This is a genomic window from Streptomyces sp. CA-294286 (genome assembly GCF_050947155.1).
In the GTDB taxonomy this organism is placed as follows: domain Bacteria; phylum Actinomycetota; class Actinomycetes; order Streptomycetales; family Streptomycetaceae; genus Streptomyces.
The window spans coordinates 1-23,917 of the sequence record NZ_CP192005.1; the positions used below are offsets into that span (position 1 = coordinate 1).

General features: G+C 68.7%; 18 protein-coding genes and 3 pseudogenes. 8 read left to right on the forward strand and 13 right to left on the reverse strand.

All coding sequences use genetic code 11. The features are described 5' to 3' along the window. Window positions 1-397 precede the first annotated feature (397 nt). Window positions 398-691, reverse strand: coding sequence for a hypothetical protein (locus ACQPZG_RS05335; RefSeq protein ID WP_433543653.1), 294 nt, complete (start codon window positions 689-691; stop codon window positions 398-400). Between the two features lie 110 nt (window positions 692-801). Then, a complete protein-coding gene (locus ACQPZG_RS05340; protein ID WP_433543654.1) occupies window positions 802-996 on the reverse strand; it encodes a double zinc ribbon domain-containing protein in 195 nt (64 codons plus the stop codon). A 286-nt stretch (window positions 997-1,282) separates the two neighbouring features. Between ACQPZG_RS05340 and ACQPZG_RS05345 the strand changes: the two genes are divergently transcribed. Both ACQPZG_RS05345 and ACQPZG_RS05350 read left to right on the forward strand, forming a co-directional pair. Next, window positions 1,283-4,321: a Helicase associated domain protein gene (locus ACQPZG_RS05345; RefSeq protein ID WP_433544656.1), complete on the forward strand. Its 3,039-nt coding sequence runs from the start codon at window positions 1,283-1,285 to the stop codon at window positions 4,319-4,321. 900 nt (window positions 4,322-5,221) lie between these two features. Beyond that, window positions 5,222-5,401, forward strand: coding sequence for a hypothetical protein (locus ACQPZG_RS05350; RefSeq protein ID WP_433544657.1), 180 nt, complete (start codon window positions 5,222-5,224; stop codon window positions 5,399-5,401). 232 nt (window positions 5,402-5,633) lie between these two features. Here ACQPZG_RS05350 and ACQPZG_RS05355 read toward each other — a convergent pair. Beyond that, window positions 5,634-6,023 (reverse strand): annotated as a pseudogene (locus ACQPZG_RS05355) (AraC family transcriptional regulator); the annotation flags it as partial. Between the two features lie 93 nt (window positions 6,024-6,116). Beyond that, window positions 6,117-6,950, reverse strand: coding sequence for an alpha/beta fold hydrolase (locus tag ACQPZG_RS05360; RefSeq protein ID WP_433544658.1), 834 nt, complete (start codon window positions 6,948-6,950; stop codon window positions 6,117-6,119). 141 nt (window positions 6,951-7,091) lie between these two features. Here ACQPZG_RS05360 and ACQPZG_RS05365 point away from each other — a divergent pair, with 141 nt between their 5' ends. Next, window positions 7,092-7,859, forward strand: coding sequence for a serine hydrolase domain-containing protein (locus ACQPZG_RS05365; protein WP_433544659.1), 768 nt, complete (start codon window positions 7,092-7,094; stop codon window positions 7,857-7,859). 837 nt (window positions 7,860-8,696) lie between these two features. Here the strand turns inward: ACQPZG_RS05365 and ACQPZG_RS05370 are convergent. The 4 genes and pseudogenes from ACQPZG_RS05370 to ACQPZG_RS05385 all read right to left on the reverse strand — a co-directional run bounded on the left by ACQPZG_RS05370 (window position 8,697) and on the right by ACQPZG_RS05385 (window position 13,636). Beyond that, window positions 8,697-10,292 (reverse strand): MFS transporter, encoded by a 1,596-nt coding sequence (locus ACQPZG_RS05370; RefSeq protein WP_433544660.1) that lies wholly within the window; start codon window positions 10,290-10,292, stop codon window positions 8,697-8,699. A 136-nt stretch (window positions 10,293-10,428) separates the two neighbouring features. Then, window positions 10,429-11,439, reverse strand: a pseudogene (locus ACQPZG_RS05375) (acetylornithine transaminase); the annotation flags it as partial. Continuing rightward, window positions 11,414-12,249 (reverse strand): annotated as a pseudogene (gene argB / locus ACQPZG_RS05380) (acetylglutamate kinase); the annotation flags it as partial. The pseudogenes ACQPZG_RS05375 and argB, both read right to left, overlap by 26 nt. A 688-nt stretch (window positions 12,250-12,937) precedes the next feature. Further along, on the reverse strand, window positions 12,938-13,636 hold the full coding sequence (locus ACQPZG_RS05385; protein WP_433544661.1) for a ScbR family autoregulator-binding transcription factor: 699 nt from the start codon (window positions 13,634-13,636) through the stop codon (window positions 12,938-12,940). A 448-nt stretch (window positions 13,637-14,084) separates the two neighbouring features. Here ACQPZG_RS05385 and ACQPZG_RS05390 point away from each other — a divergent pair, with 448 nt between their 5' ends. From ACQPZG_RS05390 to ACQPZG_RS05400, 3 genes are read left to right on the forward strand one after another with little or no spacing between them, the layout of a single operon-like run. Continuing rightward, window positions 14,085-14,747, forward strand: coding sequence for a hypothetical protein (locus ACQPZG_RS05390; RefSeq protein ID WP_433544662.1), 663 nt, complete (start codon window positions 14,085-14,087; stop codon window positions 14,745-14,747). Next, entirely contained in the window at window positions 14,729-15,202 is a 474-nt protein-coding gene (locus tag ACQPZG_RS05395; protein WP_433544663.1) for a hypothetical protein, read from the forward strand. Before ACQPZG_RS05390 ends, ACQPZG_RS05395 begins: the two co-directional genes overlap by 19 nt. Continuing rightward, window positions 15,177-15,518 carry an acyl-CoA dehydrogenase gene (locus ACQPZG_RS05400; RefSeq protein ID WP_433544664.1) on the forward strand — a complete coding sequence of 114 codons (342 nt, stop codon included), beginning with the start codon at window positions 15,177-15,179 and terminating at the stop codon, window positions 15,516-15,518. Before ACQPZG_RS05395 ends, ACQPZG_RS05400 begins: the two co-directional genes overlap by 26 nt. Window positions 15,519-16,057: 539 nt before the next feature. Here the strand turns inward: ACQPZG_RS05400 and ACQPZG_RS05405 are convergent. Continuing rightward, on the reverse strand, window positions 16,058-16,651 hold the full coding sequence (locus ACQPZG_RS05405; protein ID WP_433544665.1) for a TetR/AcrR family transcriptional regulator: 594 nt from the start codon (window positions 16,649-16,651) through the stop codon (window positions 16,058-16,060). 122 nt (window positions 16,652-16,773) lie between these two features. Between ACQPZG_RS05405 and ACQPZG_RS05410 the strand changes: the two genes are divergently transcribed. Then, the gene (locus tag ACQPZG_RS05410) at window positions 16,774-17,394 is read left to right on the forward strand and encodes a flavodoxin family protein (RefSeq protein WP_433544666.1); all 621 of its coding nucleotides are present in this window, start codon (window positions 16,774-16,776) and stop codon (window positions 17,392-17,394) included. After that, window positions 17,391-18,470, forward strand: coding sequence for an NAD(P)H-dependent flavin oxidoreductase (locus tag ACQPZG_RS05415; protein WP_433544667.1), 1,080 nt, complete (start codon window positions 17,391-17,393; stop codon window positions 18,468-18,470). The genes ACQPZG_RS05410 and ACQPZG_RS05415 overlap by 4 nt, the downstream gene beginning before the upstream one ends. 881 nt (window positions 18,471-19,351) lie before the next feature. Here ACQPZG_RS05415 and metC read toward each other — a convergent pair. From metC to ACQPZG_RS05435, 4 genes are read right to left on the reverse strand one after another with little or no spacing between them, the layout of a single operon-like run. Then, entirely contained in the window at window positions 19,352-20,548 is a 1,197-nt protein-coding gene (gene metC / locus ACQPZG_RS05420; RefSeq protein WP_433544668.1) for a cystathionine beta-lyase, read from the reverse strand. Further along, complete coding sequence (locus ACQPZG_RS05425; protein WP_433544669.1) at window positions 20,545-21,804, reverse strand: MFS transporter; 1,260 nt, start codon at window positions 21,802-21,804, stop codon at window positions 20,545-20,547. The genes metC and ACQPZG_RS05425 overlap by 4 nt, the downstream gene beginning before the upstream one ends. Then, window positions 21,801-22,685, reverse strand: coding sequence for a sulfurtransferase (locus ACQPZG_RS05430; protein ID WP_433544670.1), 885 nt, complete (start codon window positions 22,683-22,685; stop codon window positions 21,801-21,803). The genes ACQPZG_RS05425 and ACQPZG_RS05430 overlap by 4 nt, the downstream gene beginning before the upstream one ends. Then, on the reverse strand, window positions 22,682-23,902 hold the full coding sequence (locus ACQPZG_RS05435; RefSeq protein WP_433544671.1) for an ATP-grasp domain-containing protein: 1,221 nt from the start codon (window positions 23,900-23,902) through the stop codon (window positions 22,682-22,684). The genes ACQPZG_RS05430 and ACQPZG_RS05435 overlap by 4 nt, the downstream gene beginning before the upstream one ends. Between the last annotated feature and the right edge of the window lie 15 nt (window positions 23,903-23,917).

Genomic DNA, 23,917 nt, shown 5'->3' on the forward strand with positions numbered 1-23,917 from the left:
CGGGCTGCGCCCGTAGCAGCGAACCCGGGCGCTGCGCGCCTGGGTTGCTCACGCTTCGCGTGAGCGGGAGGCGGTTCGCTTCGCTCCTCGCCCTGCGGTGCGCGCTGCGCGCGTACCGACAACTGGAGGGGGTGGCCCGCGTTGCGGGCTTGGGGCAGCCATCGGCTGCCCCGGTGGCTTGCGCTGCGCTCCAGCCACTGGGCACGCTGCGCGTGCGTGGGTGTGCCGCGCGGAGCGTGGCACACCCACGCACGCGCAGCAGCGGTAGGGGGGTTGTGCGAGGGTGCAACGAGCGGGTGCGCGGGGGGTGGTTGTGCCGGGTCCGCTGCGCTCCCCCAGCACGCGGTCTTCCGGCTGTGCCTCCATCCCCTTGGGCTAGCGGGCCCAGGGGGTGGAGTTAGGCGTGTACGCGGCCGGAGGTAATGGCCCGCCGGGGTGCGCCATGGTGTGCCGGCCTGCGTGACGGGGCTGTCTGGAGGCGGTGCAGCCACCAGGAGGTAGCGGTGAGCAGACCGGTGAAGACCACCACCAGGAACAGCGAGATCCACATCTGGCGGCTCCCGGGGTGGGACCATCCCGTCCAGAGCGTGATGGCCGCCCACAGCAGGGCTCCTGCCAGGTAGAAACCACGGGTCCGGTGCAGCTGCCGTACGGCCCGCGGGGACAGAGAGTGTTCGGTCTTCGGTGCCATGCCCGCCCGTGTACCCGCGATCTGCTGTGCCTACCGGGCGCGTAGGGGCGGGTCTGCCGGTCCCGGCTGCTGGGACCGGGAAAGCGCCTCACGGCCCGGTTTCGTTCCGGTCAGGGGTGCTGCCGCATCCCACTGTCTCCTTCGAAGACCCTCCGTGCTGCCACACCCTGGTCCTCGACCAGCCCCGCGTTGTCCGGCAGGCCCAGGACACTGCCGCAGTGCTCGCACAGTTTCCCGTCCTGTGCGGGTGTCCCGCACGCCTTGCAGAACCGGTTTCCCCGGGGGTTTTCAGTCTTCTCGTTCATGGCGTCTCCGACACGGTGGGGAGCAGTATCGGTAACCCGCGTACCCGTGGTGTGCGTGTCGAGTCATGAACTCTCTGCTTCATTTTTTAATTCAGATAGACTCTGGAGCGAGGCGGCCCCAAGGGTTCGAGCGACAGGCATCTCGGATCGGACCGGTGGTCTGTCCAGGGGCAGAAATGCGGGATCCGGGCATCCCTGTAGTCGTCGAGGTGACGTCTGCGTACGCATTCGCGCTTCCTGGCCGAGTGCGGGAGCTCTCGCAGTCGTAGGAGAAGGCGGATCGGACATGGCAGTCAGGCAACTACGGGCCCACCAGCGGGAAGCTGTGGATGCCGTGCTGCGTGCTCTCGAACTTCCTGCTGGCTCGCTCGTGCCCGAGCGAGGTCTCCGGACCCAGGTGATCATGGCAACCGGGTCCGGGAAAAGCCTCGTCGCCGTCCGCAGCGCCGAAGAGCTCCACGCCGGCCGTGTGCTGGTGCTCGTGCCCTCGCTGGATCTCCTGGCGCAGACCGAGTCCGCGTGGCGTGAGGGAGGCCGCCGGGGGCCGATGATCGGGGTGTCCTCGCTGCGGGGTGAAGAGGCGTCCTTCCCCCACACCACGGACGTGCACGAGCTGGTGGAGTGGACGCGGGGCCTGGACAAGGTCACCGTGTACGCCACGTACGCCAGCCTCGGACTCGGCACGCTGGAGCGGGCGCACGCTGCGGGTTTGGCGGCTTGGGACCTGATCGTCGTGGACGAAGCCCACCGGGTTTCCGGCCGGATCGGCAAGCCGTGGGCGGTCGTCCACGACAACCAGAAGATCCCCTCCCTGCGCCGCCTCTACATGACCGCCACCCCCCGGCTCTGGCAGCTCGGAGACGAGGACGAGGCCGGCGCACCCGGTGAGCTGGTCGCAAGCATGGACAACGACCCCCAGGGCCCCTTCGGCAGCAGGGCATTCACCCTGACCCTCTCGGAGGCCATCGACCGAGGAATCTGCGCCCCCTACCAAGTCGTCTGCGTCGACGTCACCGACACCGCCCTCCAGGCCGCGCAGCTCCTGGGCGCCGAAGGCCGCTCTGCAGAGGTGCGTGGGGCCCGGCTCGCCGCCCTGCAGGCGGCTTTGGTGAAAGCCTCCGCGGAGGAGGGCTTCCGGCGCACACTCGTCTTCCACCACACGGTCAAGGAAGCCGAAGCCTTCGCGGCCGGCCTCACCGACGTCGCCGCGAAACTGCACGCGGATGATCCCGAGCTGTACCCCACGACGATCTGGGCCAACTGGCTGTGCGGGGATCACAAGCCGCTCCACCGTCGGCGTCTGCTGGGCGAGTTCGCGGCCGGGATCGCCACGGACGGCACCGTGGTGGAGAAGTGCTATCTGTGCTCGGTGAAGGTGTTGGGCGAGGGTGTCGACACGAAGGACTGTGACTCCGTGTACTGGGCGGACGTGCGCGGCTCGATGCCGGACCTGGTCCAGGCCGTGGGCCGGGCGCTGCGGATGCAGCCGGGCGAGGGCAAGATGGCAAGCCTGGTCGTACCGGTACTGCTCGGGCCCGGCGAGACACCCGACAACATGCTCACCTCACGGGCCTACAACGGCCTCGCCAAACTCCTGGAAGCGCTGCGGGCGCACGACGCGCGGGTCGTCGAGCAGCTGGCCGAACAGCAGGCGCAGAGCCGCGTGAGAGGCGTTCAGAGCCGCAGTGGGGGTGAGGAGGGCCCAGGCGAGAGGGATGGGTCGGGGCCCTCGGCGCCCGCCCGGGAACTGCTGAAGTTCTCCACGCCGCGCGACCCGGCCGCCCTCGCCGCGTTCATCAACCTGCGCGTCCTCCACCCCGAACACGAGCACTGGCGGCGCGGCGTGGAAGCAGCCGCCCTCTACGCCCGCGAACACGGCAACCTCCGCGTGCCGTTCACATACCGCGTCCCGGGCGTCGACGACCAGGAAGCGGAAGACACGGGGTGGCCGGCCTCCCTCGCCACCAGCGGCCAGGAAACAGAAAGTACGGGATGGCCGGCCTCGCTCGCCGGGTTCCCGCTCGGGCAGTGGACCGCCGACGCCCGCCGCCTCTACGCCCGCGACGACATGCACGAGGACCGCATCGCACAGCTGGAGAAGCTCGGCATGATCTGGTCCCACTACGACATCGCGTGGGAGAAGAGCCTGTCCGCCGCACGCGGGTGGGCCGCCGAACACGGGCACCTCCTGGCGCCCGCGGACGCCACCTTCCAAGGCGCGAAGGTAGGCATCTGGCTGAAGAACGCGCGGGCCGCAGCAAGGAAAGCGCAGGAGATCGAGCAGCGGCGCGCGGAAGGGCTGCCGGTGGGGTCGTCGGCCGGGGCAATGCCGGACGAACGGCGTGAGCAGCTGGAGGACATCGACCCCTCGTGGTGCCCCGCCTGGCCGGTGAGCTGGCAACGCCGCTTCCACCTCGTACGGATGCACCTGGACGCGGGTGAGGCGCTGCCCACCACGCCGGGCAAAATCCTGCGCCAGGGCGAAGACCTCGGACGGTGGGTACAGACGGTGCGGTATGGGTGGGACCAACTCACCACCGTGCAGCAATGGATGAGCGAACACATCCTCGGCATCACACCCGCAAGCGAAGACGAGAAACCGAAGCCGCGCCTGACACAAGACGACAAATGGGCGATGAACTACGCGACCGCCCGACAGTACTACACACGCGAAGGACACCTCAACGTCCCGACCGGGGGCAAGTCGTACTACTACCTCACCGACGCACTCGGCTCCGTCCTGGCCATGGCCGACGAGACCGGCACCAAGGTGAACGAATACCGCTACAGCCCCCGCGGCGTCGACGGCACCTTCACCGAAAAGATCCCCCAGCCCTACCGCTTCGCCGGCGGCTACCAAGACCCCACCGGCCTCTACCACTTCGCGGCCCGCTACTACGACCCCCGCATCGGCCGCTTCACCAGCCCCGACCCGTCGGGCCAAGAGACGAACCCGTACCTGTACGCCGAAGGCGACCCCGTTAATCGTATCGACCCCAGTGGCCTGGCGTCTGGTTCAGTCGGTGGCGAAGCCTGCTTCTGGGTTTGCCTCGGCGGTGGTTACGCCAAGGATGATAAGGGCGGTAAGGGTTGGTTCTTCAAAGTGGGATTTGGCCTTCCTGGGGCAGGCGGTGGCGCAGAGGTTTCCACCGGGGATGTGACCGAGGGAGGTTCGGCGTACGGCCAGTGCGCCGCTGGTATGGCTACCGTGGGCGGCCAGATTGGCGGAGACGGGCGCGGTAACCCTACTGTTTCCGGAAGTGCCGGTGCCGGGACGTATGTCTCAACGCCAACTTGTAGCGGCGGCCTGCAAATTCAGTTCTGACGCGACGCCAGATTGGGCCTGCCCTTAAGGATAGGCTCAATCGAACCTTTCATGGAGGGGTTCCCTATGGACAAAGCAACTATAGTCGGACTGCTGCTGATCTTGGCCGGGGCGGCCTTGATCGCGTTCAGTTCGAAATTTGCGCAACGTGCCACCAGTGGTGGAGGCTTTTTCGCGCGTGCGAATGCGCGGGCGGGTAGATCCGCGGTGCGGATGGGCCCGATAATGGTCGGTTTATTTATGGTGATCCTAGGGATTCTCCTTCTGACGGGGGTAGCGAAGCCCGCTTAAAACCCGGACCTAGTTTCTGACCCAGTTTCCTCTCGGCCTGCCCCTACTGTTTATCGCGGCAGGCATGTTCTTCCTGATCTATAAGGTTACGCACCGAAATTGACCCAACCACCCTGGTCTCCAAATTGGTACTCGGGGACCAGGGCGGTGGCCGAACACGATGATCTCGCATCATGTGGGACATTGATTGGCGGAAGTGCGTGTAGGTCGAGGGGCTCCGATGAATTTGTTTATTGGCATTACAGTGATCGCACTGGGTGCAGCAATGGCCTATTCCGCGGAATTCCTTTCCCGGAGGAACGTGGCGACGCTGAGGCTTGTGTTCCGGGAAACTAACTCAAAATCTCACGTGTGGATGTACCGCCTTGTTGGAGGCGTCTTCTGTGTGCTTCAGATTTTGGCAGCTGTGGGATGATAGAGCCGTTCGGGGGCCAGTAGGAGCTTGGGTTGTGTCTCTGTAGGCAACGGAGACACGGACGGCGGCTCGTCAACCCAGGTCAACTGCGGTGCAGGGCTCGTAGTGGGCACCGTCAGCAGGGATGCCGGGGGGCCGGTGGTGGAGCAGAGGACGGCGACACCTGGAACCCTGAGACGTTCCCCGCCGCCCTGGTGGCCGCCGCCCACATCGAGCGCGACGATGCGGGCCAGGCGGTTGAAGGCTTCACGGAGGACGACGCCCAAGACCTTCTGGACTCGTGGTCGGTGTCGGAGTCCAATGCCCTGTTCGCAGCCGCGTGGCAGGCCCAGCAGATCACCCGCGCCAGCACCGTGGAGCTGGGAAAAGACTGATCGCGGACGCCCAGCTTCGGCAGGAGTTGGAGCTGTGCGACCGCTTCCGCATCCCCCACAGTCTCTTCCTCGCGGTCGGCGACGGCCGGTGGACGGAGACGGGCCGAGTGAAGGCGCTCGCGTTCGAGGCGTACCGGACCAGCGTGTGCGACCAGTGCGGCACGAGGGCGGCGGAGTGGGACGAGGAGCACGGCGGTGACCGGTACGCCTACGTCACCACGACCGTGCGGTGCTCCCCGATCCGCCGGCGGACGGCGTCCGCCACCATCGCGAACCGCTCGTCCCACGATCCGGCTGTACGCAGCCGCTCCTCGAAGCGCCCTGCGTCGCGGCCCCAGACGTCCGCCAAGGACTCCACGCTCCCGCTGCCCCCGGCCGACGAGCCGAGCGCTGCGGCCGCCACACCCGGCTGCAGCCGGATCTGCAGGCACTCGCCCACCAGGCCGGACGCCCGCAGCTCCTCGGGGGTCAGGCCGATCACGACACTGCCGCGTCCGTGCCGCCCCTGCGAGTCGTAGACCAGGCCGTCATCGTCGCTCAGATCGATGAGCAAGGTGACGGACGGATGCGCGACCATCGCGATGTCGACGGGCTCGGGGACACGGTGGCGGAATCCGGCCATGCTGATGCCCGGCAGCCGGTCCGAAGGCTTCGGTACTGCGATGTCAACGCCCGACCACGCGGGTGGCACGCCCTGCGACAACACGGCGCCAGTCTAGGCCGGGCCTGCCGACGGGGTTCCGGCGCACCGGGTCGCGAAGTCCAGCAGCAGCCGGCCCACCGGCTCGGGCGCTTCCAGCATGGGCATGTGCCCAACACCCGGCAGCATCTCGACCAGCACGCCCGGCACGACGTCGTACTGGCGCGCCGACGCCGGATCCCACCGGGGATCGGCGGCGCCGAAGACCACGAGCACCGGGAGCCCGAGAACGGCGAGCCGCTCGGGCGCGGACTGCTCGGCGAGGTACGCGGTGTTCTCGCGCAGCACCTTGCGGAACGCGCGGTACGTGGTGCTCCGCGCGTCGGCGACCATGCCGGGCGGAATGGGCGCAGGCCCGGCGAGCGTGGCGCCGATGCCTTCGCGGATCATCGCATCCGAACGCCGCCACCACAGCAGCGGTCCGAAGGGCGGTGCCAGCATCACGCGGAGGATGGCCGGTTGCGGCAGGAGCGCGTCGAGGTGCGGGCCGGTGCTGATCATCGCCAGCGAACGCACCAGGTCGGGGCGCTGCTCCGCGAGCGCGGTGGCGACGTATCCGCCGCTGGAGTGGCCGGCCACGGTGACGTCCCGCAGCCCGAGTTTGTCGAGCAGCCCCGCCACGCGGCCCGCCTGCGCCGGAACGTCGTGGGACGTGGCGCGCGGGGACTGGCCGCAGCCCGGGAGGTCTATCCGGACGACATGATGACGGGCGGCGAGGGCCGGGACCACCGGCCCCCAGGAGGCGCTCGAGGCTCCAGATCCGTGGATGAGCAGCAGTGGCGGCGCGTCCCGCGGTCCGTCCCGGTCCACATGCATTGGCTGCGCGTGCTGTGCGTCGTGTGTGTTCATAGAGCGATGGTGCGGGCGGCGGCGGCTGCCGGTCTTGTACGAATGTCGCCAACGACCCCGCGGCGGGCACGCCCCGCATCTGAATGTCAACGATTCTGCTCGTGCTGGCGGACGGAGGAGGTACTGAAGTTCCGGGCGGCCATGGGGCATCTGGGAGAACCCGGGGAAGACCCGAAACCGGCCGAGGAATGGGACCTGATGCCGCGCTCCGCGGGGCCCTACGGCAGGGTGTGCGCCACCGCGACGGACGTCGCCCGGCTGGCCCGCATGCACCTGCGCGGCGGCGCGGCACAGGACGGCACCCAGGTGCTGGCACCCGGGGCCGTGGCGGCCATGCAGCGGCGCGAGGTCGATGTGCCCGACAAGTGGACAGTCAGTGCGGACGGCTGGGGGCTGGGCTGGACCCTGTACGACTGGGCCGGCATGCCGGGCTACGGACACGACGGTGCATCAATCGGCCAGTACGGGTATCTCCGAGTGGTTCCGGATGCAGGTGTGGCTGTGGTGCTGCTGACCAACGGCGGCGGGGCACGCCAGCTGTACGCGGCGCTGTTCCAGGAGCTGCTGGGCGAGCTGGCCAGGGTCACGATGCCGGAGCCCTTCGGCCCCGCCCCCGAGCCGCCCGCTGTCGACATCTCGCCCTTCGTCGGCACGTACCGGCGCGAAGGAGTCATCATCAGAGTGTCGGACCATGGCGGGGTCGCGCACCTGGTCTACGAGTTCGTCGACGGTATGAAGGACCTTTCGCCGCCCTTGGAGATGGATCTGGTGCCGGTGTCGCCCACCGTTTTCGCCGGCCCGGGTGCCGGGGCCTTCAGCGAGGACTGGATGCCCGTGGTCTTCTCCACGCTGCCCACCGGCGTCGCGTGCGTGTACATCGGCATGCGGGCGGCACCGCGGGTCGACTGACCTGTCGCGGCATACGGCTGTGCCCCCTCCTGTGCGGCATCGGGAGGGGGCACAGCCGTATGCCGGTGCGTCCCGCGGGGTCAGCGTGGGTGGGGCGGAGCAGCAGAGTGTCGCCGAGCCCTGATCACTACGGTCGCCGCGCACCGGTCGTGCAGAGTGCGGCGGTGGCCGGAGAGGTCCGCAAGGGCGAGCAGAGGCCCCGCGCCTCCGGCCATCAACAGCACAGGTTTTGTGGCCAGGAACAGCACGGAGGCCGTGGTGAAACCCGCAACGACGGCGGCCGTCAGAGCAGCCGCGATCATGAGGAGTCCCAGCAGGGCCAGCGGTGGTCCGGTAGCCGTGCGTACCGCGGCACGGACGGGCTTGAGCCTGTGCCGGTCCGGTGTATCGGGGCAACCTACAACCGTCCCGGACGGAGTGTGGGGGCGTGGCGATGGAACGGCGGAGCGCTGGGCCACGGTACGGCACATCCCTCCGTCACCGGTCCGGGGCCCTCATAGGCCCGGGAGGGTGGGGTCAGGGGCTGAGGAGGGCGGGGGGCCTGGGGCTGCATGGGACCCTTTCTCATAGGCGGACTGCTGGGGGCGTACCGCGGAGACAAGGGGTACGCGCCGGGGAAGGGCCGGTCTGCGAATCGGCGGCCAGCGGTCGGGCTCCGGAGAAGGACGCGAGCAGCGGCCCGGTTTGCGGGTCGTCGGGATGCATAGAGCGGGGCCGCCCGTGGCATGTGCCACGGGCGGCCCCGGTCGTCGCTCTGCGTCGTTGCGGATCCTGTCTGCCTTCTTCCTCCCTTTTCCTCCAGGTCCTTTGGGGGCAGGCGGTCGGTTCCTGGGGGTGTCAGCGCTTGACGAAGAGGGAGTCGTCGGCCGGGTCCGCGATCGGCACGGAGGCAGTGGCGGATGCCGTGGCGACAGGCAACTCGCCATCAGGGGACGCGGTGCCTTGTACCGATTCCGCGGTACCGGATTCATCGTTCTTGCGCTCGCGCATCAGGAAGAAGGCCAGAATCGCGGCCGTGACAACGGCGGCCGCACCCACCAGGAAGCTGACCGCCATGGCGCTGGTGAAGCCTTCGCGGGCCGCTTCGGCCAGCTTGGCGTTGCCCGTGGCCCCGGCAGTAGTGAGTGCTTCGCCGATCGAGTGCTTGGCCTGCGCGGGGGCGGAGTCGGGCATGGACGAGGTATAGGTGCTCGCCAGTACAGCGCCCAGGATGGCGACGCCGAGTGCTGCGCCCGCCTGCTGGATGGTGTCGTTGAGGGCGGAGCCCACTCCGGCGTGCTCCTCGGGGACGGCGCCCATCATGGCCGACATGGCGGCCGGCATGGCGAGACCGCTGCCTGCGCCCATCAGGAGCATGGCACCGACCAGAGTCATGAAGCCATCGTCGGCGGAGAGCGTCGCCAAGGTGGCGAAGCCTGCGGCGATGACAAGCAGGCCGAGGACGACCATGGCGCGGTTGCCGGTCTTGGCGATCAGCGATGCGCCGATGGTGTTGAAGACGAGGGTGGCAGCGGCCATGGGGGCAAAGGCCAGACCGGTCTCGGTGGGGGTGTACTTGAGGACAAACTGCAGGTGCTGGGTCAGGACCAGCATCAGGCCGCCGTTGGCGAATGTCAGCAGGACGAGCGAGAAGCTGGCACCGGTGAAGATGCGGTCGCGGAAGAGGCTCAGCGGAACCATCGGGGAGGAGGTTCGAGTCTCCCAGAGGCCGAACCCGACGAGTCCGAGCACGGTCGCCGCGATGCCGAGCTGGGTGCTGAGGTGGTCGATGCCGGCCTTCGGGAACTCGATGATCGTCCAGACCAGCGCGGTCATGCCGACCATGGAGAGCACCATGCCGACCGGATCGGCCTTGCGCCAGGGCCCCTTGGACTCGGGCATGAGCACCATGGCGGCGACGATCGCGAGGACCGCGATCGGGATGTTGATGAGGAAGACCGCGCCCCACCAGAACTTCGCGATGAGGATGCCGCCGAGTACCGGGCCGCCCACGAGGCCGGTCATGGCCACCGCGCTCCACGCGGCGATCGCCTTGGGCCGCTCGGCCTCGTCAAAGACGGTGATCAGGATGGAGAGGGTGCTCGGCATCACCAGGGCGCCACCGACGCCCATCAGCACACGTGCGGCGATGAGTTCGGTTGGGCTCTGGGCGATGGTGGCCACCACCGATGCGGCTCCGAAGAGAGCCAGCCCGATGATCATCACCTTCCGTCGGCCAAACCTGTCGGAGAGGCTTCCCGAGGTCAGCAGCAGGCCGGCGAAGACCAGCATGTACGAGTCGATGATCCATTGAATGTCCTGGGCGGTCGCGTTCAGGTCCTCCGTGATCGGCGGAACTGCGACGGTGAGGACCATGTTGTCGATGACCAGTACCAGCGTGCTGAGGCAGAGCACGATGAGGATGAGCCAGCGGCGTGGGTGACGAGCTTCCATCGTCGGACCTTTCGGAGACGGCATGAGCCTGCCGTCAGGGTCGGCAGGAAGGGCTTCCAGCTAATTATTAAACCGCCGAGGCGGTTTTTTCTAGTGTTTTCGCAGGGACCAGTTTCAGAGGAAGACGAATGCCAGGTCAGACGCCCGCGTACAGGCGCGGGCGGATGGCGTCGAGGAGTCCCGGCAGCCTGTTCAGGAGCTCTGTCACTTCGCCGTCGGTCACGTTCAGCGGCGGAGCCAGCCGGATCACATCCGGGCAGGCCGCGTTCACGAGCAGTCCCGCATCCTGCGCCGCCTGCTGGACCTGGGTGGCGACGGGCGAACTGAGGACGAGCCCCAGCAGGAGACCGGCCCCGCGCACTTCGGCGACGAGCGGGTGCGCGATCTTTGTGACTCCGTCCCGCAGTCGGCGCCCGGCCTCCCGGACATGGTCCAGGAGGCCGTCGCGGGCAATGGTGTCGAGCACCGCGAGCGCTCCCGCACACACGACCGGGTTTCCGCTGAACGTAGAACCGTGAGTGCCGGGGGTAAGCAGTGCGGCCGCCTCCCCGAAGGCGAGTGTCGCCCCGATGGGTAACCCCCCGCCCAGGCCCTTGGCGAGCGTGACAACATCGGCTTCGACGCCGTCGGCCTGGGCCGCGAACCAGTGTCCCGTACGTCCCATGCCGGTCTGGATCTCATCCAGGACCAAGAGGGCTCCGGTCGCGGCTGTGATCTCGCGGGCAGCCCGCAGGTAGCCGGGCGGGGGGACGACCACACCGTTCTCGCCCTGGATGGGCTCCAGGATCACGAACGCGGTCTGCGGGGTCACGGCGGCACGCAGTGCTTCTGTGTCGCCGTAGGGCACGAAAGAGACGTCCCCGGGGAGCGGCTGGAAGGGATAACGCTTCGAGAGCTGGCCGGTGAGGGCAAGGGCACCCATGGTGCGACCGTGGAAACTGCCCTGTGCGGACACGATGTGGGTGCGGCGGGTGAGCCGACCGATCTTGAAGGCGGCCTCGTTGGCCTCGGCGCCGGAATTGGAGAAGTAGACCCTGCCCTCGCGGCCGGAGAGTTCCAGCAGCCGTTCGGCAAGCGCCACGGTCGGCTCGGCGATGAAGAGGTTGGAGACGTGCCCCAGGGAGGCGATCTGTGATGACTCGGGCCGCTCTTACTCCGTTGGTCACTGCGTGCAAGCAGCCGGGCATTTTGGGGATCATCCCGCTGGCCAGTTCGGGCAGCAGGTTCTCCAGCTCCGTTGCGGTAAGGCGGGAGATCACGTCCTCGCTGTGCGGCCAGTCTCGGTAGAGGCCTTCGACGTCGATGAGGATCATCGGCATCTCCGCGTCCAGTGCAGCGCCACGGCCGCTGCCGCAGTATCGGTATTGACGTTGTAGACGCCCGCGCCACTCGCGTCGTTCTCTTCCCCGCCGCGGGCTATCGAGGAGATGACGGGGATCCGGCCATCGTCCAGCAGCCCGCGGACGACCCCGGCGTCAACGCCGGTGATTCTGCCCACTCGCCCGATGTCGACGCGCTCGCCAGCGATCTCGGCGTACTCCTTGTCGGCGGTCATCATGCGGGCGTCCTCGCCCGTCATGCCGACCGCGTGCGCCCCGTGCTGGTTGAGAAGGCCCACCAGTTCGCGCTGTACCTGACCGGCCAGCACCATCCGGACAACGTCCATGGTCTCGTGGTTGGTGACGCGCAGGCCGCCGGTGAACTCCGAGCGCAGTCCCATCCTTTCGAGCTGTCTGCTGATTTGGGGGCCGCCGCCGTGCACGACGACGGGCTTGAGGCCGGCGTGGTGCAGGAAAAGGATGTCCTCCGCGAAGGCAGCCTTCAGCTTGTCGTCGACCATGGCGTTGCCGCCGAACTTGATGACTATGGTCTTGCCGTGATTGCGGGCGATCCAGGGCAGCGCCTCAACGAGCGCGTCGGCCTTGGGAAGCGCCGTGTGCTTGCGTGCGGCGGCCAGGCCGGTGGGTGTGAGGCGGCAGTGGTCTGCTCCGCAGACGCCGAAGTACGGAAAGTCGTGTCCAGTGCACTGCACAGTTCTGTCCGGGTGTCCTCGGGGACGCCGAACAGCTCACAGATCACCCGCGTCGGCAGCGGCCCGCTGAAAGCGGCGCGCAGGTCTACCGGGACACCGGCGGGCAGGGCTGCCAGCCCGTCCAGCAGGTCTGCAGCGATCTCCTCCACCCAGGGCCGCAGGGCCTCGCTGCGGCGGGCGGTGAAAGCACCCGCCACCAGTTTGCGCAGCCGGGTGTGTCTGGCACCGTGGACGAACATCATGTTCTCAGCTGCCACCCAGTAGTAGAGGGGCCACTCTTCGGTTATTCGCCCCTCCATGAAGGCGGGCCAGTGCTGGCGCGCATCCCTGGAGATCAGGGGGTGGGTGAGCAGCTGCCTGACGTGCCGGTAGCCGGTGATGGCCCAGGCCCGCACCCCGCCGGGCAGTTCCACCGCCACCGCCGGGCCCTGAGCCCTCAGACTCGCGGCCTCCCCGGCCAAGTCAGTGCCTGGGTATCGAGGGCATACGGGCAGGAAGCAGGGGTCATGGGCACTCCGCCCAGAGGTGGGCAGGCCATTGCCTGCCGTGTACATACCGCAGGGCCTGTGCGGCCCCTCCCCCACCCGGCGGTTCACCCGGGGGGCCGCTCCGCTCAGCCGGTGAGAGTCGCTTTCTCTCTCTCCGGTTCCTCGTGGAGCTCCTTCATCACTGATTCATACACCTTCACGCCTCTCTCGGGAGTGAAGTCAAGCCGAACCAGTACGGAGGGAACGGCGATCGCTGCGAGCAGGCAGGTGTAGAGGTCAGCGACCCGTTCCACCATATCGGCGCGTTCCGTCATGATGTTGGACAGCACTTGGACGCCGGTGAAAGCGCCCACCGAGAGCTTTGCAAAACTCTGCAGGTCGACGTGCGGGAGGATCTCCCCCGCACGCTGTGCTGCGCCGAAGACTTCGGTGCTGTGGTCCATCCACCCCTGCATCGGCGCCCGGCGGTCCAGGCCGTCCTGCGCGGTGCCGTGATCGGTCGTCAGCCGCACGCTGCCGCGCACGATGGGATTACCCGTGTCCTTCTTGAGGAGGTGGGCGAGCAGCAAGGCCTCGTCCACCGCCTGCTGGAGCATCAGCTCCTGCGCAGGCACCGCCGGCATGGCCCTCACCTGTTCTGCCAGGACGCCCTGTGCCAGTTCCTCCTTGGAAGTGAAATGGAAGTAGAGGGCCCCCTTGGTGACTCCGGCCCGCTTGAGGATTCCCGAGATGGTCGCCGCCTCGTAGCCGACCTCGTCGAACACCTCCGCGGCCGCAACGAGAATCGCGCGCCGCGTCCTGATGGCTCGCTCCTGTTGTGCCACACCACACCTCCATGTGTCGCCCCCGTGCATGCGCACGACGGGGTCCTGCGCCCCTGACCGGCTCTCGGTGTCACTGGAGAACAAAACCGGCATGCTTGTATCTTGCCGGGCTTCACATTGCACGGTCAAGCCCGGGCCCGTCGGGCCGCTCACCTTCCTGGCGACCGACAAAGCGCACAAAAAGCTCACTCGGGTCGTTCCGTTGCATAAGAATACCGGACCGCTGGTTTTCACACTTTCATGCTTCGTTTCCGCACTGAAGTGCCTTTACATCACGGAGGTTTTCATGCCCCAAAAAACGCATCAAGGCTCCCACTTCGGTCGTCGGCTCGCTTTCGACTCTCGCCCTCCATGCCGCAGATTGCTGCTTGAACAAAACCGGCGGGTACGTATCTTCTTGCTGCGCGGCTCCTGCTCGTCCCTCGTCCCTCACGCTTAGTGGAGAGATATGACCCTGCTTACGGTCCAGACCGAAGGCATCCCCTCGAAGCGGCTTCACTACCCTGGTACCGAGGCAGAGACGCGTCACCGCAGAGATGCCCGCACCGGCGAGGCGGCGCCCGCCGCACGCGAGAACGAACTCACGCACCTGCTCTTCGACCAGAGCAAACGCAGCACGCTGCACTCGGGCTGGCGTGAGCTGATCTCCTCACCCGAATTCCGCCACCGGCCTCACCTGACGGAGGGCGAACAACTGGCTCTTTCCTACGAGCGGTTGCGGCTGCTGAACTCCACGGTCGCGTCGCCCCTGCAGCTCGCGAACGACCTGCTCCGGCTCGCCAGCATGCACGAATGGACCGGCATGGTCGACGGAGCACTCAGCACCCTCGCCGGGATCCACTACAACTTGTTCCTAGGCAGCCTGGCCGACCATGAGGCGGTGGAACCCCGTAACCTGTCCGCATTCACCGCCATGGACTGCACCGGCACATTCCTGTGCACCGAGCTCGACCACGGCAACGACGCGGTATCCCTGCGCACCACAGCGGAGTTCGACCGCGCAAGCGGCGAATTCATCCTGCACACCCCGGACGCGGGTGCCAGAAAGTTCATGCCGAAACCAGCCTCACCGGCGGTCCCAAGAGCGCCGTCGTGGCTGCACGCCTGCTGATCGATGGTCACGACCAGGGCATCCTCCTGTTCCTGACTCCGCTGAGCGACGCGAACGGCCACCTACCGGGAATCGACGTACACCGGCTCCCCTCCCGCACCGGCAGCCCCGTCGACCACTGCCTCACCGGCTTCGACCAGGTACGGCTGCCGCGGGAGGCCCTCCTGGAAGCTGCCCACGGCAGGCTCGACACCAACGGCACGCTCACCAGCAGCAAAGGAAAGCTGCGCACCCGCTTCCTGCACTCCATCAGCCGCGTCACCACGGGCAAGGTCTGCATGAGCGCCGCCGCCGTCGGCGTGAGCCGGGCAGCGCTGTCCATCGCTGTACGCCACACCCACCAGCGCCACATCAGCGGCCCGCGCGCCCTCTACCCCCGCCCTGGCCATGGTGTCCGCGCACGCCCGACTTCGGGCCGCCGACGCTCTGTTGACCGCAGCGGCGCAGGCACATGAGTCCACCAACCGCTTCCTCCTGCAGAGCCTGTGCCGGCTTTTCCTGCTTCAGCAGCTCGGCGAGCACACCGGCGACCTGCTCGCCGCGGGCCGCCTGACCGCCACGCATGTCCAGGCGCTGCCCGCAACGCTCGACACCGTCGTTGGCGACCTCGTCCCCCACATGATGACCCTCGTGGACGCCTTCGACCTCCCCACCGAGATGCTCGACGCCCTCCCGATCGCCAACGGCGACACCGTAGGCCGCATAGTCGACGAGGTACTGGTACACCCCGGCGTCTCCCCGGCTGCCCTGCGTCCGTCCATCACGGACTGAACACGGCCGACCGAGGTGTCCTCGTGCTCAGGACCCCATACGCCACATCCTTCGATGCCGACGCATACCCCGCCTGACGCCGAAATCAGCTCAGCAAGGACCGCATCGTGGCGGAGCCGGTACGCCTATGGGACGCCCTCAGCATCCCAATGCACAAACCCGGCTCCGGCTGGCCACCGGTGCCACCTGCCCTGACCACCATGCCAGCAGTAGTGGCGGGCTCAGCGCCCGGACCTGGACAAGGTCATCGGCGAGATCAAAGCCTTCCACAAAAAGCTCCGTAGACTCTCGCGCACTTTTGGAAGTACCCCTGCGGGCGCTGGCTTGAGCGGCTCGAGTACCTGCTTTCCGGTTCCGCTGGCCACAGCTGGTTGCTGCTTCAACTTCGGTCCGAATCGGCAAGCAACGTTTGCGACCCGGTGCGGAGCCGTGATCAACATCGCGCACAGCCCGCAGGCCATGACACCGCGCTCGTGCCGGGTCACCTCCGTTCTCGATTTCCTGGCCGGCGTAGTACGGCAGCCACTCACCTCACCGAGTCAGGCACCGATCAGCATCAATGTGTGAGGCCAGAGGTCGTCGAGCACTGCGGGGTCGTTCTTGAGCTTGGCGAAGAGAACCATGCCCTCCAGCTGGGCGACGAGGGCCCGGGCGGTCGACATCGAAGCCCGGTCTGTCGGGATTGCGCCCTCGGCTGCCGCGTCCGTGAGAACGTTGGCAACCAGTTGGATCTGTTCGTCGAAGATCTCGTTCAGACGGGCCTGGATGTCCGGTTCCCGGGTGCTCAGCTCCAGGGCGAGGTTGCCCAGGAGGCAGCCGTCGACCGTGCCGGAGTCCTCTTTCATCCGCCGCTGGACAGCAGCCATGGCGTCGAGCAGCCGCCGCAGCCGATCCAGGGCGGGCGCGGGGACGGACAGCTCCGCGACCCAGCAGCTTCGCTCGCCCTGCCAGTAGGCGTCGACGACCTCGGCGGTGAGGGCCTGCTTGGATTCGAAGAAGTGGTAGAAGCTGCCCTTCTTCACCTCGGCGTGGGCGCAGATCTCGGCGATGCCGAGACTGTTGTAGCCATGGCTGCGCATGAGTTCGCCGGTGGCTGCAAGGAGCCGTGCGCGTGCCGTGCTGGTGCGTCCCATGACGGTCACTATACGGGCGGTCAACTAACCGGTCGGCTCTCGGGTGAATTAATAGTTGACCGTTCGTCTAGTCTTTGGGGATCGGCAGGCAACCGGCTCGCCGCGCTCTAGGAGTCCCTCCCATGGCTGCACCCCCGATCACCGTCGCCATCGCCCATCACAGCGGGTACGGGCACACCGCCCGTCAGGCCGCCGCCGTCGCCGAGGGCGCGGACTCCGTGCCCGGCGTCCGCGCCGATCTCCGGGACGTGTCGGTCCTCGACGAGAGTCTGTGGACCGTCCTCGGCGCAGCCGAGGCGATCATCTTCGGTTCCCCCACCTACATGGGCTCGACCTCTGCGGTCTTCCAGCACTTCGCGGAGGCGAGCGCGCCGGTCTGGGCCGAACGGGGCTGGCAGGACAAGATCGCAGCCGGCTTCACCAACTCCGCCGGAGTCAACGGCAACAAGGACAACGCGCTGCTGTCGTTGACCGTGTTCGCCGCCCAGCACGGCATGACCTGGGTGCCGCTGGGACTGGCGCCCGGCTGGATCTACTCCTCCGGAGGCAGCTCCCAGGACCTCAACCGGCTCGGCGGCTTCGTCGGCGCCATGGCACAGTCGCCCTCCGACCTCGCTCCGGAGCAGGCACCCGGCACGGCCGACCTGCGCACGGCCCGGCACCTCGGAGAGCGCGTCGCACGGGCCGCGCTTCGTCAGGCCCTGGGCCGCGAGGCCGAGCTCGCCTCGGCGGTGACCGGATGAGGCCGGGACGTCTTGGCGAGCTCCTCGGCATCGAACTGCCCATTGTGCAAGGGCCGTTCGGCGGCGGTCTCTCCTCCGTCGACCTGGCCGTGGCGGTGTCGGAGGGCGGCGGGCTCGGCTCGTACGGGGCCCACGTCCTCCTCCCGGAGGAGATAGGGGATCTGGTGGCACGGCTGAAGGCGGGCACGGGCCGGCCGTTCGCGGTGAACCTGTGGGTTCCCCTCGATGGCGAATCCGAACTCCAGCCGTCCGAGGCCGACCTGGCCTCTCATGTGGCGCGGCTGCGACCGTACTACGAGGAACTCGGCGTCCCCTCCCCCACCGCGGCCGACGTGGCCGCGTGGCCGGACTTCGACGCGCAGATGGATGCCCTGCTCGCCGCCGCCCCGCCGGTCATCAGCCTCGTGATGGGGCTGCCGCCCCGAGGTCTGGTCGAGGAGGCCCGGCGGCTCGGCATCGCGCTGATCGGCACGGCGACGACCGTCGACGAGGCCCTCGCTCTCGAAGCTGCGGGTGTGGACGCCATCGTCGCCTCCGGCAGCGACGCGGGCGGCCACCGGGGAGCCTTCCTGCGCCCCGTGCGGGAGTCGCTGGTGGGCACGTTTTCGCTGGTCCCGCAGGTGGCGGATGCGGTCACGGTGCCTGTGGTCGCCGCGGGCGGGATCGCCGACGGCCGCGGTGTCACCGCAGCCCTCGCTCTCGGCGCGGACGCGGTCCAGATCGGCACCGGTTTCCTCGCCTGCCAGGAGTCGGGAGCGAGCACGGTCCATAAGCAGACGCTCGGCACCCCTGAGGCCCGAACCACGGTCCTGACCCGTCTGTTCTCGGGACGCACAGCCCGGGGCATCCCGAACAGCTTCGTGCGTGACATGGCAGCCCACGAGGACCACGTACCGCCGTATCCCGTGCAGAACGCCCTGATGCAGCCGATCCGCCGGGCCGCGGGGACGCAGGGCCGGCCCGAGTACGTGAGCCTATGGGCCGGCCAGTCGGCAGCCCTGGCTCAGAAGTCACCGACGGCGGGATCGTACCTCGCCCACCTCGTCGACGAGGCAGACAGGCTGCTGACGAGCTGACGGCCTCGCCGTTGCGTCGGGCGGTGGATTACGGGTGCCAGTTGCCCTCCCTGAAAGGAGCAGTCCCCTGAGGCTCCGTCACCCTCTTCCATCGCCTGACGGCTCGCCAGTCGACTACCACACCACCAGGGCGGCCGGGCGGTCCCGGCTGGGACGCCGCTGACGCTCCCGGGGCCTGGCCCACGTGTGGACCCGCACGGTCGTCGACACGACCATCGAGACGGTCGGCGACATGTCCTGGCAGCCGCTGCCCACCCGCGCTTGCGTGCTGGTTCCTTGAGTCGACCCGCAGCAGGGCTGTCCTCGTTCCTACCTGCGGGGTTGAGCCAACCAACGCGTGCACGAACAGGCTGCACAGGATCTCCGGGCGGCCGGGACCGAAAGCGTCGAGCGGACCACGCGCTTCGGACAGCACAGCGCCGACGGCGCGCCCACGTCGCGCACGTCGGAGACGGCGGTCGCCTCGGCGATACGGGCAGTTCGGGCCTCCCGAGAGGCGCAGCAGCGGCGGCGGTGCGTTCGCCCGGCCACGCATGTGAGCTGCCGCTCGGACCAGTTCGGCGACTTCGGCCGACGCCGGCGCGTGCATCCGCAGGACCAGCGGGAAGAATTCTGCGCGGACCGCCACTCTTGCCCCACGACTACGACAAGCCGGTCGTCGTGGCCGCACCCCGTGCCTGCCAAGCCGACAGCGCGGCATCCACAACGAAAACCGCCCGACGCGCCCCGCCCCAGGGCGCGACGAGCACGGCGAGCACGACGAGCACGACGCGACCAGCGCGACCAGCGCGACCAGCGCGAACCGACCGGCGAACAGGCCGGGGATCATCGGGATCGCCGGTCTCTGGAGTCTCTGGCGTCTCTTGCGTTCTCCTGTCCGCTCAGGTTCCGCTCAGCAGGGCGGCGAAGCCCGCCGTCAGGTCCTTCTTCAGGTCGCCGATGTCCTCGAAGCCGACGTGCACCCGCACCAGCGGCCCACGGCCCGCCCAGGTGCCCGGCAGGCGGTGGGACACCGGGTCGGTCGGCACGATCAGGCTCTCGTAGCCGCCGTAGCTGTGACCGAGGCCGAACAGCTGCAACCGGCTGAGCATCGCGTCCACTGCCGGTTTGCCGAAGTGCGGCTCCAGCTCCACCCCGAACAGCCCCGGCGCACCCGTGAAGTCGCGGCGCCACAGGTCGTGACCGGGGTCGCCGGGCAGTCCCGGGTTCAGCACGGCCGCCACGCCCTCCTGCTCGGCAGTCCAGCGAGCCAGCTCCAACCCGTGCTCCTGGTGCCGCCCCAGCCGTACGGGCAGGGTGCGCAGCCCCCGAAGGCCCAGGTAGAGGTCGTCGGCGCTCGCGCACTGGCCGAGCCGGATGGCCGCGCTGCGGACGACCGGGTAGCTCTCCTCCGTACACACGATCGCGCCGAGGAGGCTGTCCGCGTGCCCCGTCAGGTACTTGGTCGCGGAGTGCACCACCACGTCCACACCAGGGCCGAGTTCCAGTGGTCGGCAGAAGACGGGCGTGGCCCAGGTGTTGTCCGCGATGGTCGCCACCCCGCGGGCCCGGCAGACGGCGGTGATCGCTGGGATGTCCTGCACCTCGAAGGTGGTGGAGCCCGGGGACTCCAGGTAGAGCAGCCGGGTGCGCGGGCGGATCAACTCCTCGATCGTGGTGCCGTCGGCGTCCGGGCGGTAGTACTCGCTCTCCACTCCCAGTGCGGCGAGCGAGTCGCAGAACTTCCGGGTCGGCAGGTAGACGGAGTCGCTGACGAGGATGTGGTCGCCCGCCCGGACATACGCGAGGATCGCCGTGGTGATGGCCGAGAGTCCCGAGCAGGTCGCCACCGCCGCGTGGCCGCCCTCCAGTTGGGACAGTGCTTCCTCGAAGGCGCGGCCGGTGGGGGTCCCGAAGCGGCCGTAGACCGGTGTCCCAGTCTTGAGCGGGTCCGCCTGGGACGCTTCCATCTCGGCGACGTCCTGGTAGAGGGCGGTGGACGCGCGGTGAACGGGCGGGTTGACGTAGCCGCCCTGACGGCGCGGATCGGAGCCGGCGTGCACGAACCGCGTCTCCTGCGAGGAAGCGGACCCGTTCACCGGCTCACCGCCGATGCCAGCAGAGGCCGTTCGGGGGCGGCGGGCCGTCGGCCGCCCAGCAGCAATGCGAGCAGCGCCGCGGCCGCGCATTGTGCTGCCACCACCAGCCAGAACATGCCCAGGTCGCCGACGGCCTCGTAGTGGGCGAAGACGAATCCGCCGACGACGCCGGCCAGGAGACCGCCGATGCCGGCGGTCATCCGCTGGACGCCGAAGGCGAGGGCGGGGTTGTCCGGAACGCGGTCCACGAGTTCGAGGTCGCAGCGCAGGAAGAGGAATATCTCACCGAGGGAGAAGAGGGCGGTGCCGGCCAGCAGCGCCGGGGTGCTGCCGAGAGCCATGACCCCCATGCCGAGGGCCATCAGGGCGAACGAGCCGACCAGCAGCAGGCGGTAGTTGGCGCGTGCGATGTGGTCGGCGAGAAGTGGCTGGAGCAGCACCATCATGACGCAGTTGAGCAGCATCACCCAGCCGAGGACCTGGATGTTGGACACCGCGGACGCGTACAGGCCGATGAAGCTCTGGAAGAAGAAGTAGAGATAGAAGGCGAGGGCGGTGAAGAGGACCGGGCGGAGCGCGCCGCGCAGCGCTGTCCGGATCCCGGTGCCCCGCTCGTCCCTGTTCCGTGCAGGAGTCGTGCCCGGCCGGGGCCCGACCGGCTTCAAGGCAGCCTGGTGCGCCACGGTGACCAGGGCGAAGAACGCCGCGAGACCGATGAGCAGCAGCACGGGGTCCGCGTCGATCAGCAGCGCGGCGAGCAGTGGTCCCAGCCCCATGCCCGCGTTGAGGGCGGCGCTGCTCACCCCGAGGAAGAGCGGGCGCAGGGCGTCGGAGACGCTGGTGACGATGTACGCCTTGTTCGCGGGGAGGTACAGCGCGGGGCCGGCCGCGACGAGGACGACGGCCGGGTACGCGACCCAGGGAGCGGTGACTGCCAGCCCGAGAAGAACCAGGCCCACGGTGCGCAGGGTGAGCGCGAGCACCATGGTCCGCTTGAGTCCGAGCCGCTTGACGACCGTGCCGCCGAGGATGCTGCCGCCGAACTGGATGAACGTGGCGACGGCCACCAGGACCCCGGCGACCCTGATGTCGAGGCCGACGGCCTTGACCATGAGCACGCCGATGAAGGGAGTGACCATGTAGCTGCCGAAGGCGACGACGAAGGACAATCCGATGAGGGCCTTGAGGCCGCCGGGCAGGCCGGTGAAGGTCCGCCACTTCGTGGCGGGTCCGCCACCGCGGAGTTTTCCGGTCACTGTGCGTGGCTCTCGTCGGCGGCTTGGCCAGTGGCCACCGGGCGGTCGGAGGGCAGACCCCATTCGCTCCACGAGCCGTCGTACACGGCGAGTTCCCGGTAGCCGGCGAGGGTGGCTCCGAGGGCGAGGATGCATGCGGTGACGCCGGAGCCGCAGCTGAAGTACAGCCGCTCCCGCTTGCCGGCCGCCGTTTCGAACGCTGTGCGCAGCTCGTTCGGCGGCCGCATCCTGCCGCCGTCCCGCTGGATCTCCCCGAAGGGCAGGCTGACGGACCCCGGCATGTGGCCGGCGCGCAGACCGGGGCGCGGCTCGGGCGCGGTGCCGAGGTACCGCTCACGGGTGCGTGCGTCGAGAACGGCGGAGGCCGGGTCGGCCAGGGCGGCGGCAACGGCGTCGGCGTCCACGGTCAGAGCGGGCCGGGGCCGGGCGGTGAAGGTGCCGCGCGGGCCGTCGTATCGGGCGGGCGTCGGCTCCACCGGGTGGCCGGCCGCGGCCCAGGCGGGCAGGCCGCCGTCGAGGACGGCGACCCGGTCGAGGCCCATGGTGCGCAGCATCCACCAGGCGCGGGCGCTGGAGTAGATGCCCCGGGCGTCGTAGACGACGACCGTGTCGGTGTCGTTGACGCCGAGCGCGCGCAGTGCCTCGGTGAACTGCTGGACACCGGGCATGGTGTGGGGCAGGGCGGAGCTGTGGTCGGACAGCTCCCCGTCGAGGTCGAAGGGCCGGGCCCCGGGGATGCGCGCGGCCGTGCCCCGGTGGGCGCCGACGGAGGCGTCGAAGACGACCACGCCCTCTTCGCGTTGTGCGGCCAGCCAGTGGACATCGACGAGTGGGCCGGTGAGCCGCGCGGCGGTGGGGCCCTCGGGTGCGGTCGCGCTCATGCCGTACCTCCGCAGGAGTCGGCGGGCCGCCACCGGGTGTGGTCGGAGAACCAGCCCGCCACGCGTTCGAGATTGGCTGTCACGTCTTCCTCTGTGTCTCCGTCGACCACGTAACCGGCCAGGAACAGACCGGATTTGACTCCGCCGTGGAACTCCTGGCCGACTGCCCCGGTCAGTGTCGCCTCGCGTACGCAGCCCGGTCGTCCGGACCCGGCCTCCGGCAGTTCCTCCAGCACCCCGCTCCTCGGGGGGATGCACAGTGCTCCGGCGGGCCGGTACGCGGGAGTGCCGAACGTCGGGGGCAGACCGCACTCCGCATACAGCCACTCCTTGTCCAGGTCGATCCCGAACGCGTGCCGGACCATCGCACTGATCATGCCACCACCGGTCCGGCTGGCGATCTCGCAGAAGACCAGCCGGTCGTCGGGGGTGATCCAGAACTCGGCGTGGAAAGCGGTCTGCGGCGGGGTCGGCAGCTCGGCCAGGACTGCCCGCGCCGCCTTGACCAGCCGGTCGTACAACGGGTCCTGCGGAGCGAGCGGGAGGTTGCCCACCCAGTCGTCGTCCCGGAAGGACAGGCAGTCGTTGAGGTAGCGGAAGGGGTGGACGAAGACCACTTCGCCGCCTGCCACCAGTCCGTCGACGTGGTACATCTGGCCGGGAACGAACGCCTCGATCTCGCTGTTCCCCCGCCAGGGGTCGGCCAGGTACGCATCCAGGTCCGCCTCGTCGCGGATGATCGCCGCGCCCAGCGAGCCCGACTCGGACACCGGTTTGATCACGACCGGGTAGCCGTGCTCGGCCACGAAGCCGAGGGCGGTGTACGCCGAGTCGAGACGCCGGTAGGCGGGCACGTCGACGGGGCCGCGGGCGAGGTGGTCCTTCATGACCACCTTGTCGCGGAAGGCGAGCGCGCTGGCGGTGTGCTGGCCCGGCAGGCCGAGCAGTTCCCGCAGTTGGGCGGCCCGTACGACGTCGGCCTCGGCGCGGGCGAAGACCGCTTCGACGGCGAATTCTCGGGCCAGGCCCATCGCGGTCTTCTCGACGAGCTGGTTGGTGTCGTATGCGTCGAAGGCGTGTACGTGCGGGAGGTGGGCGTATCCCGCCGCGTACTCGGTCGCGGTCACGATGACCGGTGTGACCCCTGTGCCGGCCAGCCACCGGTCATAGGGGGTCTTGGTGTGGGGCGTCTTCACGAAGACGAGGATGTGGCGCATGGCTGCGGTCTTCTT

Excerpts from the sequence above, each read along its gene's own strand:
- ACQPZG_RS05335 (WP_433543653.1), bottom strand. The coding sequence starts at position 691 with ATGGCACCGAAGACCGAACACTCTCTGTCCCCGCGGGCCGTACGGCAG.
- ACQPZG_RS05340 (WP_433543654.1), bottom strand. The coding sequence starts at position 996 with ATGAACGAGAAGACTGAAAACCCCCGGGGAAACCGGTTCTGCAAGGCG.
- ACQPZG_RS05345 (WP_433544656.1), top strand. The coding sequence starts at position 1,283 with ATGGCAGTCAGGCAACTACGGGCCCACCAGCGGGAAGCTGTGGATGCC.
- ACQPZG_RS05360 (WP_433544658.1), bottom strand. The coding sequence starts at position 6,950 with ATGAACACACACGACGCACAGCACGCGCAGCCAATGCATGTGGACCGG.
- ACQPZG_RS05365 (WP_433544659.1), top strand. The coding sequence starts at position 7,092 with ATGGGGCATCTGGGAGAACCCGGGGAAGACCCGAAACCGGCCGAGGAA.
- ACQPZG_RS05370 (WP_433544660.1), bottom strand. The coding sequence starts at position 10,292 with ATGGAAGCTCGTCACCCACGCCGCTGGCTCATCCTCATCGTGCTCTGC.
- ACQPZG_RS05390 (WP_433544662.1), top strand. The coding sequence starts at position 14,085 with ATGACCCTGCTTACGGTCCAGACCGAAGGCATCCCCTCGAAGCGGCTT.
- ACQPZG_RS05405 (WP_433544665.1), bottom strand. The coding sequence starts at position 16,651 with ATGGGACGCACCAGCACGGCACGCGCACGGCTCCTTGCAGCCACCGGC.
- ACQPZG_RS05410 (WP_433544666.1), top strand. The coding sequence starts at position 16,774 with ATGGCTGCACCCCCGATCACCGTCGCCATCGCCCATCACAGCGGGTAC.
- ACQPZG_RS05415 (WP_433544667.1), top strand. The coding sequence starts at position 17,391 with ATGAGGCCGGGACGTCTTGGCGAGCTCCTCGGCATCGAACTGCCCATT.
- ACQPZG_RS05430 (WP_433544670.1), bottom strand. The coding sequence starts at position 22,685 with ATGAGCGCGACCGCACCCGAGGGCCCCACCGCCGCGCGGCTCACCGGC.
- ACQPZG_RS05435 (WP_433544671.1), bottom strand. The coding sequence starts at position 23,902 with ATGCGCCACATCCTCGTCTTCGTGAAGACGCCCCACACCAAGACCCCC.